This window comes from Ornithinimicrobium jinqii, assembly GCF_045032595.1.
Classification (GTDB): domain Bacteria; phylum Actinomycetota; class Actinomycetes; order Actinomycetales; family Dermatophilaceae; genus Ornithinicoccus.
This window is the reverse complement of the sequence record NZ_JBJFZS010000035.1, coordinates 17,503-37,185: the sequence shown is the minus strand read 5'-3', so window position 1 is coordinate 37,185 and position 19,683 is coordinate 17,503. Positions and strand designations below refer to the sequence as shown.

At 70.0% G+C, this 19,683-nt stretch carries 16 protein-coding genes; 7 read left to right on the top strand and 9 right to left on the bottom strand.

Features of this window, described 5'->3' with window-relative positions; all coding sequences use genetic code 11:
- The first annotated feature begins 56 nt into the window (after positions 1 to 56).
- The 5 genes from ACI3ET_RS15170 to xdhC all read left to right on the top strand — a co-directional run bounded on the left by ACI3ET_RS15170 (position 57) and on the right by xdhC (position 5,964).
- The gene (locus tag ACI3ET_RS15170) at positions 57 to 350 is read left to right on the top strand and encodes a VOC family protein (protein ID WP_405033914.1); all 294 of its coding nucleotides are present in this window, start codon (positions 57 to 59) and stop codon (positions 348 to 350) included.
- Positions 351 to 415: 65 nt separating this feature from the next.
- Positions 416 to 580 carry a LuxR C-terminal-related transcriptional regulator gene (locus ACI3ET_RS15165; RefSeq protein WP_405033913.1) on the top strand — a complete coding sequence of 55 codons (165 nt, stop codon included), beginning with the start codon at positions 416 to 418 and terminating at the stop codon, positions 578 to 580.
- A 561-nt stretch (positions 581 to 1,141) separates the two neighbouring features.
- The gene (locus tag ACI3ET_RS15160) at positions 1,142 to 2,641 is read left to right on the top strand and encodes a xanthine dehydrogenase small subunit (RefSeq protein WP_405033912.1); all 1,500 of its coding nucleotides are present in this window, start codon (positions 1,142 to 1,144) and stop codon (positions 2,639 to 2,641) included.
- On the top strand, positions 2,638 to 5,076 hold the full coding sequence (gene xdhB, locus ACI3ET_RS15155; protein ID WP_405033911.1) for a xanthine dehydrogenase molybdopterin binding subunit: 2,439 nt from the start codon (positions 2,638 to 2,640) through the stop codon (positions 5,074 to 5,076). Before ACI3ET_RS15160 ends, xdhB begins: the two co-directional genes overlap by 4 nt.
- Positions 5,077 to 5,079: 3 nt before the next feature.
- On the top strand, positions 5,080 to 5,964 hold the full coding sequence (xdhC, locus tag ACI3ET_RS15150) for a xanthine dehydrogenase accessory protein XdhC (RefSeq protein ID WP_405033910.1): 885 nt from the start codon (positions 5,080 to 5,082) through the stop codon (positions 5,962 to 5,964).
- 203 nt (positions 5,965 to 6,167) lie between these two features.
- On the opposite strand, the gene ACI3ET_RS15145 is transcribed toward xdhC, so the two are convergent.
- From ACI3ET_RS15145 to ACI3ET_RS15135, 3 genes are all read right to left on the bottom strand, one after another.
- Positions 6,168 to 6,947 carry a hypothetical protein gene (locus ACI3ET_RS15145; RefSeq protein ID WP_405033909.1) on the bottom strand — a complete coding sequence of 260 codons (780 nt, stop codon included), beginning with the start codon at positions 6,945 to 6,947 and terminating at the stop codon, positions 6,168 to 6,170.
- A gap of 74 nt (positions 6,948 to 7,021) precedes the next feature.
- The gene (locus ACI3ET_RS15140) at positions 7,022 to 8,470 is read right to left on the bottom strand and encodes a DUF4389 domain-containing protein (RefSeq protein ID WP_405033908.1); all 1,449 of its coding nucleotides are present in this window, start codon (positions 8,468 to 8,470) and stop codon (positions 7,022 to 7,024) included.
- A gap of 72 nt (positions 8,471 to 8,542) precedes the next feature.
- A complete protein-coding gene (locus tag ACI3ET_RS15135; RefSeq protein WP_405033907.1) occupies positions 8,543 to 9,463 on the bottom strand; it encodes a CPBP family intramembrane glutamic endopeptidase in 921 nt (306 codons plus the stop codon).
- Positions 9,464 to 10,063: 600 nt separating this feature from the next.
- On the opposite strand from ACI3ET_RS15135, the gene ACI3ET_RS15130 reads away from it, so the two are divergent.
- Complete coding sequence (locus ACI3ET_RS15130) at positions 10,064 to 10,540, top strand: hypothetical protein (protein ID WP_405033906.1); 477 nt, start codon at positions 10,064 to 10,066, stop codon at positions 10,538 to 10,540.
- Positions 10,541 to 10,666: 126 nt separating this feature from the next.
- Here ACI3ET_RS15130 and ACI3ET_RS15125 read toward each other — a convergent pair whose 3' ends face one another.
- The 5 genes from ACI3ET_RS15125 to ACI3ET_RS15105 all read right to left on the bottom strand — a co-directional run bounded on the left by ACI3ET_RS15125 (position 10,667) and on the right by ACI3ET_RS15105 (position 18,075).
- Positions 10,667 to 11,128 carry a universal stress protein gene (locus ACI3ET_RS15125; RefSeq protein WP_405033905.1) on the bottom strand — a complete coding sequence of 154 codons (462 nt, stop codon included), beginning with the start codon at positions 11,126 to 11,128 and terminating at the stop codon, positions 10,667 to 10,669.
- A 503-nt stretch (positions 11,129 to 11,631) separates the two neighbouring features.
- Positions 11,632 to 12,039 carry a DUF6855 family protein gene (locus ACI3ET_RS15120; RefSeq protein WP_405033904.1) on the bottom strand — a complete coding sequence of 136 codons (408 nt, stop codon included), beginning with the start codon at positions 12,037 to 12,039 and terminating at the stop codon, positions 11,632 to 11,634.
- 478 nt (positions 12,040 to 12,517) lie between these two features.
- Positions 12,518 to 14,695 carry a M20/M25/M40 family metallo-hydrolase gene (locus ACI3ET_RS15115; RefSeq protein ID WP_405033903.1) on the bottom strand — a complete coding sequence of 726 codons (2,178 nt, stop codon included), beginning with the start codon at positions 14,693 to 14,695 and terminating at the stop codon, positions 12,518 to 12,520.
- 242 nt (positions 14,696 to 14,937) lie between these two features.
- A complete protein-coding gene (locus ACI3ET_RS15110; protein ID WP_405033902.1) occupies positions 14,938 to 15,705 on the bottom strand; it encodes an ABC transporter ATP-binding protein in 768 nt (255 codons plus the stop codon).
- A gap of 9 nt (positions 15,706 to 15,714) precedes the next feature.
- Positions 15,715 to 18,075 carry an FtsX-like permease family protein gene (locus tag ACI3ET_RS15105; protein ID WP_405033901.1) on the bottom strand — a complete coding sequence of 787 codons (2,361 nt, stop codon included), beginning with the start codon at positions 18,073 to 18,075 and terminating at the stop codon, positions 15,715 to 15,717.
- A 291-nt stretch (positions 18,076 to 18,366) separates the two neighbouring features.
- Between ACI3ET_RS15105 and ACI3ET_RS15100 the strand changes: the two genes are divergently transcribed.
- Positions 18,367 to 19,059 (top strand): alkaline phosphatase family protein, encoded by a 693-nt coding sequence (locus ACI3ET_RS15100; protein WP_405033900.1) that lies wholly within the window; start codon positions 18,367 to 18,369, stop codon positions 19,057 to 19,059.
- A 39-nt stretch (positions 19,060 to 19,098) separates the two neighbouring features.
- On the opposite strand, the gene ACI3ET_RS15095 is transcribed toward ACI3ET_RS15100, so the two are convergent.
- Complete coding sequence (locus ACI3ET_RS15095; protein WP_405033899.1) at positions 19,099 to 19,479, bottom strand: hypothetical protein; 381 nt, start codon at positions 19,477 to 19,479, stop codon at positions 19,099 to 19,101.
- Positions 19,480 to 19,683: the final 204 nt, after the last annotated feature.

Here is a 19,683-nt window from a genome sequence, read left to right as displayed (position 1 = left end):
TCGACGCTTCCTCGGGACCGAGGCATCGCTCGTGCTCATCGCGCACCCTCCTACAGGTGTCACGAAGACCGTACAGATGTTGCTTGATCCTCAGCCCGAAACCGGACACGAACGCTGGAGCAACCCACGAACTGCACCTCTATGGGCCGGAGGACACCGATCACACCGTTTTCGGGAGTCGGCCGTGCGTCGGTTTCTTGGTCGACGACGTCGATGCGACCCGTCGTCGAATGGAGGCCTTGGGCATCCTGTTCCTCTCGGAGACGCAGCGAGATGTTGATCGGGAGTGGGCGCACTATCGGGGTCCTGACGGCACGGTCTATGAGTTGATTGGACCGAGGATGCGCTAGTGCGGCGCGTCGTTAGTTCCTGAACGGTTTGCGGCCGCGCGGGTCTGCGCCACGACGAGGTCGAGGTGCTCGCCCTCGTGTCTCGTGGGCTGACCAACGAGCAGGTTGCACAGACCCTGACCCTGAGCCAGCACACCATCCATCGGCACGTCGCCAACATCCTTACCAAGCTCGATCAGCCCACCCGGGCTGCGGCGGTGAGCGTCGCCATGACCACAAGAGTTCTCTGAGGCGCTCGACCCCGTTGCCCGCAGACGAACCCGCTTCACGCGGAAGTTCTGAGTGTGGCTGCCAGACGCTCGGATTGAATACGTCGAAGACGAACCTTGCTCCAGGTGCCGGAGTCTGCGAACCGACAGGAAGCAGCTCACCGGATCCTCAGCCTCATGCAAGATGCAGGAGGGAAGTGGCTGCGATGAACACGAAGTCGAATGGACGGTCCAGATCTGTCGGGCCGGCCGCGGGTGCCGAGGTTTCTGCAGAGGTGGTCGCGGCGCCAGGTCACTGTGTCCCGAACGTTCCTCCCGAAGATCACTTTGATCGCCGTGACCACTCGCACGAGACCGCCGAAATCACCCTGACGGTTCACCAGGAGGTATGCGGCAAGCGACCCGACCCTTGCGCGGGCAGACACGTGAGGCATCGACCGAACTCTCGCGGGCACATTGACATGTGGCACCTTGCCTTCCGACCAGACTCACCCACGTCGCCCGCTGGTCCCAGACACGGCCGCTGGCGCCGACGGTGACCGCTGGGCCTACCGGACCGGCCTGTGGCTAAGATCGCCGGGCATGGCGACCACGTCTCGAATGCCGACCACGGCGGCCGTCACGGCCTTCGTGACGGTCAACGGCGCGGACCTGCCCCTGGGCGACGTGACCCCGCACACCACGACGCTGGACTGGCTGCGCGACCGGGGCCTGACGGGCAGCAAGGAAGGCTGCGCCGAGGGGGAGTGTGGCGCCTGCGCCATCATGTTGGCACGCGCCGGCAGCGACGGGACGACAGCGACCGAGTGGGTCGCCGTCAACTCCTGTCTCGTGCCGGTCGCGGCCCTGGACGGTCAGGAAGTCGTCACCGCAGAGGGGCTCGGCACCCCCGACCGGCTGCACCCGGTCCAGCAGGAACTGGCCGACCGCGGTGGTTCGCAGTGCGGCTACTGCTCACCCGGCTTCGTCTGCTCGATGGCGGCGGAGTTTTACCGGTCCGGTCGCACCGCCGCCGAGCCGGACCACGTGGCCGGCGACGTGGCCGACCATGAGCACGGCCCCAACGGCTTCGACCTGGACGCGCTGTCGGGGAATCTGTGCCGGTGCACCGGCTACCGGCCTATCCGCGACGCTGCGTACGCGCTCGGCCGGCCGGAGGAGCCCGACCCGTTCGCTCAGCGGCGCCTGGGTCGGCCGACGGCGGCACGGTATACCCGACTCGTGGCCGACGGTGCCGAGTTCGTGCGCCCGACCGACGTCGCCGAGGCGGTGCAGCTTCTCGCCGACCACCCTGGTGCCGTGCTCCTGGCCGGCTCCACCGACGTGGGGGTGGACCTCAACATCAAGGGCGCCCGCCCACCGTTCCTCGTCGCCGTCGACCGGCTGCCTGAGCTGCGCGACCTCGAGGTCACCCACGACGAGATCCGGATCGGCGCTGCGCTGAGCCTCACCGAGATCGATCGCCGGCTCGACGGGCGCGTCCCTCTGCTGGCGCAGCTGTTCCCCCAGTTCGCCTCCCGCCTCATCCGCAACGGCGCCACGCTCGGCGGCAACCTCGGCACCGCCTCGTCGATCGGGGACTCCGCGGCGGCGCTCCTCGCGCTGGAGGCCTCGTTGGTGCTGGCCGGGACGGACGGCGAGCGGGTGGTGCCGCTGGCCGACTACTTCACGGGCTACCGCCAGACCGTGCGAAACCCTGGCGAGCTCATCCGCGAGGTCCGCGTCCCGCTGCCGCTGGCGAGGACCACCGCCTTCCACAAGATCGCCAAGCGTCGTTTCGACGACATCTCCAGCGTCGCCGTCGCCTTCGCCCTCGACGTCGTCGACAATGCCGTCACGAGGGCCAGGATCGGTCTCGGCGGCGTCGCTGCGACCCCCATCCGCGCGCTGCGCACCGAGGCCGCGCTCGAGGGCATTCCGTGGACGCGCGGGAGCGTCGAGGAGGTCGCCAGTGTGCTGGCCGCCGAGGGGACGCCCCTGTCCGACCACCGGGCCAGCGGTCGCTACCGCAGCGCCATGCTCGGGCAGTCGCTGCTCAAGCTCCAGGCCGAGCACGCCACCACGGGGGAGGAGGTGCGGTGAGCCAGCTGTCCGAGCGTCCCGCCGACGCCGTCGTCGGCCGGAGCCTGCGCCACGAGTCCGCCGACCTCCACGTCACCGGCAGGGCGCTCTACACCGACGACCTCCACCCGCGCACCAAGGACGTGCTGCACGCCTGGCCGGTCCAGGCGCCGCACGCGCACGCGCTCGTCACGCGCCTGCGCGTCGAGGCCGCGCACGGCGTGCCCGGCGTGGTGCGCGTGCTCACGGTCGAGGACGTGCCCGGCGTCAACGACGCCGGCGTCAAGAACGACGAGCCGCTCTTCCCGACCGAGGTGTGCTTCCACGGGCACGCCGTCTGCTGGGTGCTCGGCGAGACCCTCGAGGCCGCCCGCCGCGGCGCGGCCGCCGTCGACGTCGACTACGAGCCGCTGCCCTCGATCATCACCCTGACCGAGGCGATCGCGGCGGAGAGCTTCCAGGGGTCCCAGCCCACGGTCCAGCGCGGGGACGTTCACACCGGGCTGGAGCGGTCGGCGCACGTCTTCCACGGCGAGCTCGAGCTGTCCGGGCAAGAGCACTTCTACCTTGAGACCCACGCCGCCCTGGCGACGGTCGAGGACGATGGTCGCCTCTTCGTGCAGAGCAGCACGCAGCACCCGACCGAGACCCAGGAGATCGTCGCTCACGTGCTGGGGCTGCACAGCCACGAGGTCACCGTCCAGTGCCTGCGCATGGGCGGCGGCTTCGGCGGAAAGGAGACGCAGCCGCACGGGTATGCCGCGATCGCGGCCCTGGGTGCGCGCGTCACCGGACGCCCGGTCCGCCTGCGGCTCACGCGCACCCAGGACCTGACCATGTGCGGCAAGCGGCACGGCTTCCACGCGCGGTGGCGGGTCGGCTTCGACGACGAGGGCCGGCTGCAGGCGCTCGAGGCGACCCTGACCTCCGACGGGGGCTGGAGCCTCGACCTGTCCGAGCCGGTGCTGGCCCGCGCACTGTGCCACGTCGACAACAACTACTGGATCCCCGACATCCGGGTCACCGGCCGGGTCGCCCGCACCCACAAGACGTCGCAGACCGCCTTCCGGGGGTTCGGCGGGCCGCAGGGGATGCTCGTGATCGAGGACATCCTCGGCCGGTGCGCCCCACTGCTCGGCATCGAGGCCCACGAGCTGCGCCGACGCAACTTCTACCAGGACGGGCAGACCACGCCGTACGGGCAGGTCATCACCCAGGCCGAGCGCGTGCACCGAGCCTGGGACCAGGTGACCCAGCAGGGCGAGCTCGAACGGCGCCGTGCCGGGATCGCCGCGTTCAACGCCACCCACGAGCACCTCAAGCGGGCAGTAGCCGTCACTCCCGTGAAGTTCGGGATCTCCTTCAACCTCACCGCCTTCAACCAGGCCGGGGCGCTCGTGCACGTCTACAAGGACGGATCCGTCCTGGTCACCCACGGTGGCACCGAGATGGGCCAGGGCCTGCACACCAAGATGCTGCAGGTCGCGGCCACCGCGCTGGGCGTCCCCCTGGCCACCGTCCGGCTCGCGCCCACCCGCACCGACAAGGTTCCTAACACCTCCGCGACAGCAGCGTCGTCGGGAGCCGACCTCAACGGTGGGGCGGTCAAGAACGCGTGCGAGGAGATCCGCGAGCGACTGGCACAGGTGGCCGCGCAACGGCTGGGGGTCCCTGCCCCGGACGTGCGCTTCCATGACGGGGTCGTCTCCGGGCTCGGCACCGACCAGACGCTTCCCTGGGCGGACCTGGTCCACTCGGCCTACTTCGCGCGCACCCAGCTGTTCGCCGCCGGCTACTACCGGACCGAGGGGCTGCAGTGGAGCTCCACGGTCATGCGGGGCAGCCCGTTCAAGTACTTCGCGCACGGCGTCGCAGCGACAGAGGTCGAGGTCGACGGGTTCACCGGTGCCTACCGCACCCTGCGCGTCGACATCGTCCACGACGTCGGCGACAGCCTGTCGCCTCTGGTGGACGTCGGCCAGATCGAAGGCGCCTACGTCCAGGGCGCAGGCTGGCTGACGCTGGAAGACCTGCGCTGGGACACCAGCGACGGGCAGCACCGTGGGCGCCTGGCGACCGCGTCGGCCAGTACCTACAAGCTGCCGAGCTTCTCGGAGATGCCGCCTGTCCTCAACGTCGCGCTGCTCGAGCGCGCGCACGAGGAGGGCGCGGTCTACGGGTCCAAGGCGGTCGGCGAGCCGCCGCTCATGCTGGCCTTCGCGATGCGGGAGGCGCTGAGGCAGGCCTGTGCAGCCTTCGGCCCTGACGGCACCAGCGTCGACCTGGCCAGCCCGGCCACTCCCGAGGCGGTGTTCTGGGCGCTGCAGGAGGCGCGAGCCGGGCACGACGGCGACGTCGACGAGGGGCAGGGCCCGCCGCCGGCGGAGGCCGACCCGGCCGCGCCGGTGCGGCGTCCGGAGTCCGAGACCGCCCAGCAGCAGCTCCGGGAGTCCTGAGCCGTGCGCTGGCTGCAAGCTGTCGAGCAGCTGCGTAGGGGCAGGGAACCGGGCGTCCTGGTGACCCTGACGTCGGTGCGGGGCCACGCCCCGCGCGAGGCGGGGGCCAAGATGGTCGTGGGTCGGAGACAGACATGGGACACGATCGGCGGTGGCAATCTCGAGGCGGTCGCCGTCGAGCGCGCCCGGTCGATGCTCGACGAGGGCCGCGCGGTTCCCGAGACGTTCACGTCCTCGTTGTCCGACAAGGCCCCCTTCCAGCACGGTATGCAGTGCTGCGGCGGCGGGGTGACTGTGCTCCTGGAGCCGCTTCCGGTGCCGCCTGTCGTCGCGATCTTCGGGATGGGACACGTCGGTCACGAGCTGGCCCGCATCCTGGCGCGTCACGACCTGGACCTGCACCTGGTCGACACCCGGGCCGATCAGCTCAGCGCGGAGAGGATCGCTCCGCTCGCCGACGCCGACGCTCGCGTGCACCTGCACCCCGTCCTGGTCCTGCCGGAGCTCGTCCTCGGCGAGCTGCCGCCCGGCACGCACGTGCTGGTCATGACGCACGACCATGCCGAGGACGCGGCCATCCTGGACGCCGCCCTGCGCACCGAGGGGATGGGCCCGATCGGACTCATCGGCTCGAGCGTCAAGTGGGCGCGGCTGCGGCACCGGCTGGTGACCGAGGGCGGCCTCGCCGAGCAGGACGTCGCTCGCGTCACGTCGCCGATCGGGCTGCCCCAGCTCGTGGGGAGTGAACCGGCCACGATCGCGGTGAGCGTGGCCGCCGATCTGCTGGTGCGCTTCGCCGCGTCGGATGCGGTGGCGCTGCAGGGGGGTGCCAGCCAGGGGTCGTCGCACGGAGAGGGGCGCCGGCGGCCGGGGTCCGTCCAGGCCTGACCCGCCGAGGCGGTACGGGGATCCGCCCACCCTGGTCCGGTGCTGGGCGCGACAGCCCTCCACGACGCGGGCGCGGCAGACGTGGGCACTCGGTCCGCGCCAGGGTCGGGACATGAGTCGACAGGACCGCGTGCGACCCAGAGATCCCTCGAAGAGCGGGATCGTCGGGGTCTCGGCGGCAGGGGCCGGTAGCCCTGATCGTCCTACCGTGGGTGCGTCCGGGGTGCCAGCGTTCTGAGGTGGGCGAAGACCGCGAGGGCGCTCGCCGCGACCACGACGGAGACCATGACCGTCGGTGGTATGACGTCGGCGCCTGCCTGGGCCATCAGCAGCATCGCCGCGACGATGCTGGCTCCCATCAGCATCGAGAACACCAGCCACGGGGCCAGCCAGAACAGACCGTGCTCGCGGCTCCTCAGGGCCCCGACTCCGCTGATGATGAAGCCTGGCAGCACCATCGACAGGTCGATCACGTGGATCGGGTTCACCCCCAGGCCCGCGTCGGCGAGGCTCGCCGGTGCCTGGCCCCCCACCAGGGCGGGCACCAGCTCACTCAGCCACAGGCCGGCGAACAGGATCCCAGTCGCGATGAGCACGTAGGCCGCGGCCTTCCTCGCGAGGCCGCGCGAAAAGGGCGGGGTGGCTCGGCGCAGTGGGCCGACGTGGAAGATCAGGGTCCAGGCGCTGAGGCCGAGGACGGCGACATACAGAAGGAACAACCCGTTGAGGTGGACCGCTACCGCGTAGACGATGAACGCATAGATCAGGTACAGCAGGGTTCCCAGCCAGATCAGCCCAGCCCGCACGGATCCTTTCTGGTAGTGCCGCGCGGCGACGAGGAGCACGATCACGGCCAGGAGGTTGCCGAGGTCCTGGCCCTGTGCCTGGGTGGCCCAGTTCTGCGTCTCCTGTGCGTAGACGCGGGGGTCGACAAGGCCGGCCACGCTGGACAGACCCACGAGCAGCGCGATGACCCCGGACACGACAAGAGCTGATCGGGGCTGGAGAGCCGCCGCGTCACGATGGGGCGGCGGCCCCCCGGCACCGTCGGTCCGGGTCATTCCCGCACGGTCGTCGACGCGGCGCGCACGGCCAGGGCGACGGCCGCAGCCCCGCCCAGGAGGAGCACCACGCCCATCGCCAGCAGCACGCCACCGGCAGGGGTCAGCCAGGGCAGGGTGGCGGCCACGTCGACGTGAGCGCGGAGTCCCGCGCTGCCGTCGGTCGCCATGACCACGACCACCCACGAGCCCGGTTGTGCTGTGATCTCGACAGACTGCAGACCAGGTCCGGACGCGCTGTCGACCCACACGTCGGCCTGCTCCGGCGGCGTCGCCGTAGCGTCACCACGGACGTCCTGCAGGTTCACCGCGAGGGGTCCGGTGACGACCGAGTGCTCCACGCCGGCCAGGTAGTTGGCGGCGTCGGCGGCTCGGGCGATCCCGACGAAGATGTCGCCCGCAGTGACGTTCTCGGCGCGGACCCGGATCTCGCCCAGCCCCTCGTCGAGGGCGACCCCCTCCAGCACCATCGCCTGGGTCGCGACGGCATACCCGTCGGTCTGCACCGTGCGGGTAGGGCTGGTCACCCAGCCGTCCTGGCGCGCGCCCATCAGCGCGGCCCCTCCGCCCATCAGCCCCAGGCCCAGCAGCACGGCCAGCGACCCGGCGACCACCGTCATAACCCCGCCCGTGGTCCAGCGTGTAATGGCCTGCACGGCGTCGGCACGGTCGAGCGTGCCGCCGTCGGGGGCCTCGCGGACGGGCACCTCACGGTAGGGGGTGTCGCGCAGCTCTTCGCCTCCACCCTGGTCCAGGCGGAACGGCGGGTAGGTGTCGGTCATCAGTCCGGCGTAGGCGGCGACGCGGAGCACCCAGCGGTTGAGCCCGATCAGCAGGTCGTAGAGACCCTGCGGGTAGCGACCGGTGAAGAGCAGCGCCAGCCCGGCCACCAGCGCCAGCAGCGCGATGAGCCCGCCGCCCTGCCAGGCCCACTGCACACCGTCGGAGGTCTCCCAGGCCCACCCTGCCGGGACCGTGTCGTTCACCTGGCGCAGCCCGTTGCTGGTCAGCACGGCGACGATCAGGTAGTGCGGCAGGGCCAGCAGCCACCACTTCACGAGGACGAGACCGCGCGAGAGGCGCTCGGGGTAGTCGACGTCGAGGTGGACGGGGTAGTCGGGGACGTCCTGGAGCGTGAACGGCGGGTACCTGTCGGTCCCCAGGGCTCCGTAGGAGTAGTAGGCCACCCGCCAGCTCCACCGCAGCACGCCGACGTTGAAGTCGAAGATCGCCCGCGGGTAGCGCTCGGTGGCGAGGATCGCGACGAAGGCGACGACGCTGAGGACGAGGAAGGCGGCCCACAGCAGCGCCAGCACGATGCCGTGGGGGATCACCAAGATCCATTTGACCAGCCACAACCCGCGTGAGGGGTGGTCCGGTCGAGGCTCGGCCGTGAGGTGGACGGGGTAGGCGGGAACGGTTCCCGCAGCGAGGACGAGAGTCATCGCGATCACCTTCTCCTGACTACTACACAGCGTAACGCTCAGCCTCTCGTCGGCGCCACCCAGGGACTGGCGTCAGCCTCCTGGCCTGATCGAGCCGATCGCGAGGAAGGAGAAGATCAGCACGTCCTGCCAGAAGTGGATGAACCACGCCCAGAAGAGGCCGCGCGTCTCGAGCATCGACCGACCGAGCAACCAGCCGAGGGCGAACGCCATCGCAACACCGACCAGTCCGTAGGGCACGCCGTAGTAGTGACCGATGCCGAAGTAGGCGGCGACCATGAGAAGCGCATGGCCCCGGCCGACCGGGCCCTCGAGCACGGAGAGGAACGACGCCCTGTAGGTGACCTCCTCGTTGTAGGCGTTGAGCGCGGCCGCGACAAGCACGACGGGAAGAAGGGGGGCCGCCTGAGCGACGAGGTCGACCGGCGGCGCCCCGGCGATGACGAGGAAGGCGAGGGTGCCCCCGCTGAGCGCAACTGCGGCGATCGGCCCGAACCGGCTCCAGCGCGTGCCCTCCTCCACCCCGAGCCAGCGCACCCGCTGCATGGGCGCAGACAGGTTCCCGGTGGTCAGGAAGAACCGCGACGGCCGACGACGGAGCACGAGAAGCGCCACCACCACCAGGACGGTCACCATGAGCCGCAGCGACTGCTCGGCGGGCATGTAGACGGCGAACGACGGATCGTTCAGCCACCTGCGGTAGGCGGGATGCTGATCCACCGCGGTGAAGACCAGCCACTCGGCGCCGACGAGGACGACGAACAGGATGAGGAACGGCCGAAGCAACCGCACCTCCCGCCAGACGATCGACAGGAAGAGGGCGGTCCCCAGCACCGCGGCGGAGATGAGCGCCGACGCGGTCGCCGACACCTCGACGCGAAAGCCCTCTTGCAGGATCGCCCGCGGGAGCAAGGAAACGAGGATGACGACCACCCAGGCGACGACGATGCCGGTGCGGCCGACTCTGGATTCCTCCGTCGTGACGACGAACATGGCCCTCTCCCGACGCCGGCGATCGCGGGCGGTGCGCCTGCTGGCCCACATCATGCCAGCGGCGGATCCGGCCGGATCCCGTTCTCGCCGCTCTCGTTGCTCAGCATCCGAGCTGAAGCACGAGGGGTCCCGGGGAAGAGCGCAGACGCGCCGATGGCCAGGCAGGAGGGTGGAGAACCAGCGCCGAGCGTCGGCTTTGTCAGCAAGTGCTCGCGATCGTGGCACACCTCGTGCTGCCTCCACCGACAGGTTCCGCCGAGTCGTCATGGACAGCTTCGGCACATGAAGGAGGACCCTCCCTCAGAAGGGCCCTCCTCCAGGGCCGAACGGCCCCTGAGATGCAAGGGGTCACGGTGTCCCGACCGTTCCTCTCGAGCACCACTCCTTTACGGTAACCACTCGCACAGAACCGCCGCAACCCCCCGAGGAGACCGACCCGCAGTGCCCGGTGTCGCGGGCACTCCGTGCGACTCTCCGCGGCCCATTGACACCTGGACGCCGGGGGAGAGAATGAGAGTGAGGCGCCATCTTCGGTGCTGTGCTGGGGGCAGCCGCGACCGAGGAGCACCACGGCGCCCCTGCCGGGTGAAAGGGAGCGCCATGGAACAGGTCATGTGGCTCGTCCTCGGAGTCACGGTGATGGGGGCCTCTGTGCGTGCTGGCCGGAGCAGTCGCGCACGGATCGTGGCGCGGGTCGCCCTCGGAACGCTGTTTCTCTTCTTCGGAGCGATGGTGAACGCCATCTACCTCATCACCGACCGGGACTCCTTCGCCGCGTTTGGAGAAATGTCCCAGTTCGCCTTCGTTCGTGACACCTGGGGCTCTCTTGTCACACCCAACACCGGCTTCTTCATCGGTCTGTTGATCGCTGGCGAGGCCACCGCGGGCCTGCTGGTCCTGTCCGGCGGACGACGCCTCGAGGCAGGCCTCGTCCTGCTCATGCCGTTCCACGTCGGACTGCTGTTCTTCGGGTGGTGGCTGTGGCTGTATGCCGTGCCGATGCTTGGCGCGCTCGTGCTGCTGCTCCGCGCGCAGCGTCAGCACCCGTCCGGCCACGCCCGTCCGCCCGGGGTGTAGACGGTTGACGGGGAGTCGCCACCGAGTGGGTGGCGTCGTGCGCGTCGGGTCTGAACTGTCCTGGAGGAGCTGGACCTCGCCGCTCCGGCGACAGCCCCCGGCCGAGCGGTGGTCACGCACGCCTGTCTAGCTGGGCGCAGTGGTGCCCGGGTCATGGACGATCAGCACACTCATCGGGGCATGCACGGCGACCCGGGCCGAGACGCTGCCACGCAGGAACCGCTGAACCGCGCCGAGGCCGCGGCCACCGACGACGACAAGATCGGCCGCTTCACGTCGTGCGACGTCGATGATCGCCGTGGCGGGATCATCGGGCACGACGTGCCCCGCGCAGTCCACGCCTCGCCCCTGCAGTCGCGCCAGGGCCGCATGCTGCCGTTCGTTCTCGGCGTGGTAGGGGTCGTAGGCGTAGCGAAACTCCTCGGGCAACTGCTGGAGGTGCTCCAGGAGTCGGGCGTTCGACTCGGGGTGGAACGCGGTCACCACGTGGACCGTCCCGTTGGGTCCGACCTGATCGGCTGCGGCCTCGACCGCCAGATCGGCATCGCTGGAGCCGTCGTAACCCACGACGACCGTGTGATAGACCATGTGAACTTCCCTCTCGGTCGCTCCATCGCGAGATGCGTCCAGAACAGGATCGCGCACCACCACGGTCGACAACAAGGGCGAACGTCACTTCGATCAGCCCGGTCTGGATCGAGGTCTGGCCCGAGCGACCCGCCGTGCGAGTTCGAGTCGTGGCAGACGGTGTGGAAGCGGCAACGTCGCCTCGCCGGCGACGGGACCTGGACCGGTTGCTGAGGCGTGCTGCTCACGCCCGTCGAGGCCGGCGGGGTCCTGGACCGAGATGAGAATCTGCTCACCGAACCCGTTGACCACGCCATCGGGCCCAGGCGGTGGGCTGACCACGAAGTTCCTCCAGCAGGCGAAGGCCGGGGCGGGTCCTGGGCGACAAAGCATTCTCTTCCCGCAGGCTCCGCAGCCTCCGCGGCCCTGCTGCGCTCGCGGCGGGGAGGCGCCGGTCGTCAGTCCGGTTGGGGGAGGTTGCGCGAGGTTGAACCCGGGTGGCACGTGTTCCCCGGTTACCGAAATCAGATCGCCCGGATCTGGTTGTTGCGGGGCTGGTGGGTGAGTTCGGCGAGTCCTTGGGCTTCGAGCAGAGGCGGAAGGTACATGCCGAAGCGACCCCGGTAACCCCTCCGCAACCCGTACCAGCCACCTTTCGGGTTGTCAGGGGACCGGCCCCACGCCTCCACGGTGCCCGGGGCGGGGTCCTTCTTCTCGTCGGCGGCGCCGAGGTCGATCCAGCGACCCTGCTCGCTGAGCCAGCGGTGCAGATCTCCCACCGCGCTCAGGTGGTAACGCAGGGTGGTCGAGCCCACCTGGCACACCAGGGCGGGTGGGTCGGACTCAGGGTCGGCGTACATCGTGTACGTCGATGAACCCGGGGCGGTCTTCAGCACCCACGGGTCGGTCGCGGTGCCGGATCCCTCAGCCACTTCTGACTCCTTCCCACCTGGCGGGGCGTCCTGCCGCTCTACGCTGGGCGCGAACGCGGCCTGCCGCCAGGATGGCACGCACACGGGCGCGTCCGCCACGGGGGGACCGGTCGGCGCCCACGTCAGTGAGCAAGGCCGGGCGAGTCAGGGCCCTCCGCACGGAGCGCGGCACTGGAACGGCTCCGCTCGTCGTAGCGTGGCGACGTCGTCCTTGACCATCCTGGGGTGCGCTGGGTTGATCCTCGGACTGTTCCTGGCAGATCGTGAACACGCTGGTCCCGGGGGGGTGCGAGGGCGTGGAACGGTGCCTTTTCCATCTCGGTGCCCTGATCCCAGGTGATCGAGCGCACCAGCTCTGGCGGCGTCTGCGCCGTCGCGTCTTCCTGTTTGCGGACGCCGCTGTTGCCGCAGTCCTGGGTTGCTGACTGCGGCTGGCAGCCAGCCTTCCCGCCCGACCGCGGGACAACCTCCCACGGCATCACCGCTGGCCGGTGCCGTTGTCGGGCAGCCGGGTGACCGTGGTGATGAGGATGCTGTCGGTGACTTCATGGACACCTGTGGTCAAGGTGGGTGGCCGCGGCTGAAGGTCCGTGGCGGGCGATCCCTCGAGACCGAGGGTGTAGCAGCCGATCGCCAGCTCGACGTCCGCACCGGCCGGCACCGACACCGCGACAGGGATGCTCCCCGCCGGGCTGAAGGCGACAACCCGCACCGAGGCAGGTGCTCCGCTCACGGCTTCTGGCACGTCCTGGCCGTTGACTGCGATGCCACGGATGCCGGCCCCGCTGCCCGCGTCCATGGTCAGTGCGTAGGCCCCGGCCGGTGGGGTGACCTCGACCGAGACGTCCCGTGCTTCGAGGGTGGTGACATCCGAGATGATCGTCACCTGTGGCAAGTTCAGCTGCTCTGTCGGGATCGTCGGAGCAGGGACCGTGCTGCCTGAGCTCGTGACACCTGCTTCGTGGAACGGGGAGGCCTCGAACTGTGTAGAGGTCCACTCGCTGTGGATGACTTGGCCGGTGTAGGCGTCCGGTTCCGCTGGGATAGCTACCCATCGCGCGGTCCCGGCATCGGCATCAGCGTGGTAGACCAACAGGTCGGGCCGGGGCCCGCTGCTGGCTGCGCTCGCGACGACTCCGACGGCGGCGAGGGCCACGGCCAGAGCGCCGACGGCTGCGGCCGGTCGCCAGCCGACGCGAGGTCGGGCCATGAGAAGCAGCGGAAGGACCATCGTGAGGGCCAGCCCGACCCACAGCATCGGCAGTGGAGTGGCCACCGGCAGCATCAGCTCGAAGCGGGCCGCCAGCATGAAGTACAAGGTCACGAGGGGACTGATCAGCAGCACGGTCGGGAGCGCGGCCAGGGTCACCGTGGCCAGGGTCACCCTTGGGGAACGTTCCCGAGCGGCGAGGACGACGAACCCGACGGTCGCCGCCAGGAGGGGCCACGTAGCGGCGTACGCGGCGTCCGGGAGGACGACAGCGAGGAGCAGCGCCACGAGGCTCCATCCGACCAGCGCCCCTGCCACCATTTCGAGTGCTCCGCAGCGACGCCGCAGCGGCCAGATGACGAGCAGCATTCCGGTCGCCCCCGCTGCGACAGCCGCAAGAACGTATGCCGTGCGGTCGTAGACACCCCCGTTGAGCGCGTCGGACAAGCGAGGGTCGATCAGGCGCGCTGCGAGCCACAGTCCGGTCGCGGCGAGGCTCCCGACAAGTCCGGCGAGGCCCAGACCAAGCCATGAAAGGACTACCCGGCGCAGGCGGACCCGACGGCGCTGCCAAGCAACACCGATCGCCCCCGCCACGGCCACAAGAGCGGCGATGGCCAGAGGCAGGGACCACGTCGAGGGGTACGCCACCGTGACACCGTTGATGACGGTGAAGGCTACGAGGTTGGCCGACTGGACCGAGTCCAGGTCCGTTTCTGCCAGCTGTTGGGCCAGCCGGACCACCGTGGTGCCGTACTCGGCGAGGGTGCCCTCGTGCATGCCGGCTGGGGTGTCGGTGCCCGCGTGGTAAGCGGGCAGACCCCCGACGATGACCAGCTCGAGACCGGCGGGCACGACCTCCTGGTACCGGCCAAGGTCAGCTCCTTGCCCGGTGGCGTTCAGTGGCGCGCCAAACGCTGTGTACACCACAGGCGAGGGAACCGCGTCGAGGTACTGGGTCAGCGCCCAGCCGTTGTCGGGGCTGGTCAGCGCCGGGGTCACTCGCCCGGCGTTGCCGACGCCTTCGGTGTTCACGGCCACCCGCACGTCGGTCATCCACGTAGCCGACTCGACCAGCGCCAGCGCGCCGAGCATCTCGTGCTCCTCGCCGTCCACGAAGGCTGCGACGACGTCGTGTCGGGGCGGTGGGCCAGAGGCCAGCGTCCGCATCGCCGCGAGCACACTGACCACGCCAGCTCCGTTGTCGCCTGCCCCGGCGGCGGTGGGAACGGAGTCGTAGTGCGCGGCCAGCAGGACCGCCTGATCCGCGTCCGGGCCTGTGCCCTCGACCCGGGCGATGACGTTGCTCACCGTGCCGGTCCACACGGAGTGGGGCGGGTCCGGGGCCATCGTGACCGTCTCTTCGTCCACCTGCGGCTCGAGCCCCATAGCGGTCAGCTCTTGCACCAGGTACTCCTTCACGACGGCCTGCTCGGCGCTGCCCATCGGATGCGGGGAAGCCGCCACAACGGCCAGGTCCTCGCGCGCGCGCTCGAGCGAGAAGCCGGCGACGGCATCCTGGGACGGGGTGGCCGGGGAGAGCAGTGGTGCGGTCCCGGCGAAGGCGGTTACCGCCAGCAGCGCTGCGGCGAGGAGTGTTCCAAGGGGGGACGATCTCCGCCGGACGGAGGGTTCCTGAGTTGGCCCCTGAGCAGGTGGCGAGGCAGGGCGGAGGGTGTGGGTCTGACTCATCGCACACCGACCGGCTCGCCGTCCATCAACCATTGGCTCAGCTCGGTCTGTCGCTGGTCGAGGCGGGTGCCGTCGTACCGGCCCTGGCGGCGGTCGCCGACGATGCGGCCGTCGACCATGGACAGCACCCGTTCGGTGCGGGCGGCGATCCGGGGGTCGTGGGTCACGAGCATGACCGTGGTGCCGTCGGCGTTGAGCTCGGCGAGGATGTCCATGATCTCGGTCGCGGCGGCGGAGTCGAGCGCGCCGGTGGGTTCGTCCCCGAAGAGGATGGTGGGGGAGTTGATGAGTGCGCGGCAGATGCCGATCCGCTGCAGCTGTCCTCCTGAGGCTTCGGAGACGTCCCGGTCCGCCAGTTCGGCGACCCCGGTGCGCTCCATGAGCTTCAGCGCGCGGTCGTTGAGCGCGGCGCGGGGCGCGAGCCCGGCCAGGTAGGCGGGCAGGACGACGTTGTCGAGCAGGCACAGGTTCTTGAGCAGGTGCACGTGCTGGAAGATGAACCCCATGCTGGTCAGCCGCAGGCGGGACAGCTCCTTCTGGCTCATCGCGGCGAGGTCCTGACCGGAGAACCGGACAGCACCAGCACTCATGGTGTCCATCCCGCTGATGGTGTAGAGAAGGGTGGACTTGCCGGACCCTGAGGGTCCCATCACCGACAGGAAATCGCCGTCGCGGACCCGCAGGTCGACGCCGTGCAGCACGGTCTGCCCGGAGAAGGACCTGGTGAGTCCGGTGGCCTCGAGGAGAGGTGGGTCGGTGGTCATGGCGGTCGCCTACTCGGTGGTGAGGGTGGAGATGCGGGCCTCGGAGATGGAGCGGGAGCTCGCGCTCGTGCTCAGGGCCACGGTCGCCAGCAGCGCCGCGGGCAGAGCCAGGTAGGTGAGCAGCGGGTCGACCGCGAAGTCGATCCGGCTGGTCCCCTGTCCCACCGACTCGAAACCTCCGAACATCCCCTCGAACATGAGGTTGAACAGGCCCTGGCCCAGGGTGTTGGCCGCCACGGTCCCGACGATCACGCCGAGCAAGAGCACCAGCAGCACCCTGGTCAGGTACTGGCGCCGCAGGCCGGGGTCGTCGGCGCCGACCGCGCGCTGGACGGCGATCTGTCCCGCGTCGCGGGCCAGGAGCATCCGGACGAACAGGGCGGTCATCAGGGCGGCTAGGGCGAGCGCCACGACGGCGGCGACGACGGCGGTGATGGTGATCTGCTCGGCGATCGGGCCGAGGGTCTGGACCCGCCACTGCTCGATGTCGGCGACGGTCGCGGGGGCGAACTCCGCCGCGTAGGCGGAGGCCATGTCGCCGGCGTCCGTTCCCGGGGCCAGCTCGACCCCGGCCATGTACCACATGACGTCGTCCTCGCCGGTGGGCAGCACGGACTTGGCCGTCTTCCCACCGTTGGTGATGTCCTGGTAGCTCCCGACGACCGACAGGTCCCGCGTCTGGGTCCCCACCCGGACGGGCAGGGTGTCGCCCACCTGGCGCCCCGTCTGGTTCATCGCGAGCAGGGACAGCGCGATCTCGGTGCCGTCCACGGGTGCCCGACCCTCGGCGTAGGTGAGCGGGAGCAGTGTGTGGTCACCGTTCTCGACGTAGAGGCTGGCCGTGTTCCCGTCCTTGTCGAGGGTGTCGTTGCGGGTGGTGACCATCGGGGCGAGGGCGGTGACGTCGGGGTCGGTCTCCAGCTGATCGACGAGGCGTTCGAAGTGCTCCGCCGAGGAGGGGGTCGCGTGCCGCAGGTCGATCCGCACGTCGACCCGGCCGGTGCCCATGTAGTTGATGAAACCGGGCGCGCTGGCCGTGGCAGCCGAGCTGATGGGCACGATGATGATGAAGGTGCTCACGGCGAAGACGAGGAACAGCAGCAGGTAGGTCGGCCAGCGGCCCACCACGTCCATCAGACCGAGGCGGAACTGCACCGGCATCCGCGATCGGTGCAACCGCATACCCGTCCTGGGCCGCCGGCCGGCGGTCCCCGCGCTGAGCGCGGCGACGGCGCTGATCTTGTCGAAGCGGCGGAGCAGCACGAGCACGAAGAGCACGAGAAGGGTGAGTGCAGCCAGGGCCGCCAGGACGGGGGCCACCCAGTTCCAGACGCTGGGGACCGAGCCCATGTAGCGGGTGATGTTGCGGGTGAGCACGGGGGTCAGGGCCAGCCCTGCGGGCAGGCCCAGGACCGTGGCGATCCCAGCCAGCAGGGCGTACTTGGTCAGGTAGATCCTCTTCACGCTGCGTCCGGGGACGCCGATCGCCTTGAGGACGCCGATCTCGCGGTAGTCCTGCTCGGCGGCGGTCAGGAACGAGAACCTCAGGCACAGCATCCCGACGACGAGCAGAAGCACGGCCACGAGGATGACGACGGCGGCCACCATCCCGTCACCGACCATGGTGAACATACGGAACGCCGCGGCGTCCACCATCTGACCGGCGGCGGGCATCCCTGAGTCCTGGTAGGCCTTCTGGAAGGCGGCGCTCTGGCTGGCGGGGTCGTGCAGCCAGAACTCGATGAGCTGCTCGATCTCACCGGTGTGCGCACGCACCTCCTCCAGGTCCGTCGCGGACACCGCGAGGCGCTTGGAGCTGGTCACCGCGGGGTTCATGATCGAGTCGCGGGCGAAGGCGCCGATCGTGAGCTCCGTGGCGTAGCCGTCCGGGGCAGTGATCTTCACGGGGTCCCCGACCTCCAGACCCGCCTCCACCTGGTAGATGACCGGCAGCACGATCGTGCCCGGTTCCACCTCGGTGATCGGCGCGTTGTCCAGGTCGAGCAGCAGGTCCCGCTCCGTGTTGGGCACCACCAGCGAGTTCTGCTGGATGTTGTCGGTCTGGGCCACGCCGTCGAAGAAGAGGTCCGCACCGCCGATGCCCAGCAGCAGCATGCTCTGGTGGTGGGCCACCTCGGGTCGACCGATTGCCCAGGCGTCGACCTGCTCCTGGTCGTAGGGACCCGCGTGCAGCTGCGCCACGTGCGGCGCCTCGGCCTGGGTCATCAGACTGCTCGAGGCTCCGACCAACCGGACCAGTGTCCCAGCGCTGGCGGTGGCCAGGACCACCGAGAGCATCATCAGCAGCACGAGGATGAGGGTGACAGTGCGGTTGCGGCGGAAGTCCCGGACGATCATGCGGGCGTACACGACGACCCTCCACGCCCCTGGCTGGGCAACGGACGGTCAGCCCATGGGACCGTCTGGGAATTGTTCATGACCGGGTCGCGCGCCACCTCTCTACTACTGACGATAGGAGAGAGACTGTCCTGACGCAAGGGCCTTCGCTCGCCTGTCCCGAGGGTGTGCAAACCTTAAGAGATGGGCCTCCGGCCGCCAGCTCGAGCAGGCCTCGGCCTCGCTGTGGTGCTCCTGGCGGCCTCGTGCCAGCCGCCCACGACCGAGCCTCCGGTGCGGGAGCAGGGCGCGACGGTGACCGACATGAACGCCGGCTACCCCGCAGACTGCCCGTCGCTGCCCGCCTACCTGCTCATCACCAGCGGTTCCACCCACGGGATCTGCGACAACGCTGACCCGGAGGCGCACATGCTCGACGGGCCCAGCATCTTCTCCTCGATCTCCGACGCAGGGCGACAGTGGCGGGTCTTTGCGGAGTCGATGGACACACCCTGTCGGCGGAGTGACACCTCGGACGACCGCTACTTGGTGCGGCACACCGCCGCGCCGTACTACACCAGCGAGCTGGACCGCTGCCAGCGCTGGCAGGTGCCTCTGGGCACCCCCGACGCGGGGGCGCTGAGCGAGGCCATCGACGCGGGCCTGCCCGCCTTCTCGCTGGTCGTGCCGGACCGCTGCAACGACATGCACGGAGGAGCCCCGTGCACGGGGGAGCGGGTGGCGGTGGGGGACCTCTGGTTGCAGGAGTGGCTGCCCCGACTCCTGGCTGGGCCCGACTACGCGTCGGGGTCCCTCCTGGTCGTCATCACCTGGGACGAGGCGCACAGCCGGCAGGGCAACCAGATCCCCACACTCGTCCTGCACCCCAGCCTGGCCGGCACGGAGATCACCGAGCCCCGGGACCACTGCTCCACGCTGCGGACCGTGACCGACCGGTTGGGACTGGATCCTCTCGGGTGCGCGGCGGACGCCACACCGCTGGTGCCCCCCGGCTGATTGACCGGCGGGCCGGTCCACCCTCCGCCGAGGGACTGATCAGCCGGTCCAGACCGAGGCTGCGCCCGAGTGCCCCGCGAGGGTGACGGCCGCCGTGGTCAGCAGGGCCACGGCCACGGCGACCACCTGGGTCACGCGCGTCAGCCAGGCGGGCCAGCCGGAGGTCCAGCGCCCCCGGGCGTAGGGGGAGGTCAGGAACCACATCAGGAGGCTGACCCCGGCAAGGAACAGGCCGGCCGTCCCTGCCTGCTCGCCCCACTCGGCATGGTCGTGGACGGTCTCCGTCTGGTAGGCAGCGCTCGTCTCCTCCAGGACCTCTCCGAGGCTCTCGGTCACGCGCAGCGCGACGGCTCCGAGGATACCCAGGGCCGGCAGCCCCCAGCCCAACCAGTGTCGGAAGCGCGGCAGGACCGCGGACACGAGCAGGGCGGCGGCAGCGAGCAGGCAAGGACGACACCGAAGTGGACCGCGAGAGGGTGAAGCGGAATGCCCTGCAACATGGAGAAGTCCTTTCAGAGGCCGGGGCGGGGGCCAGCGCCGGTCGCGCGAGCATCCGCTGCCCCATCCAACCGCAGCTGCTTTCTCGTCTGCTCGGTCGGTTGAGGCCAAGGGGACGGGCTCCGC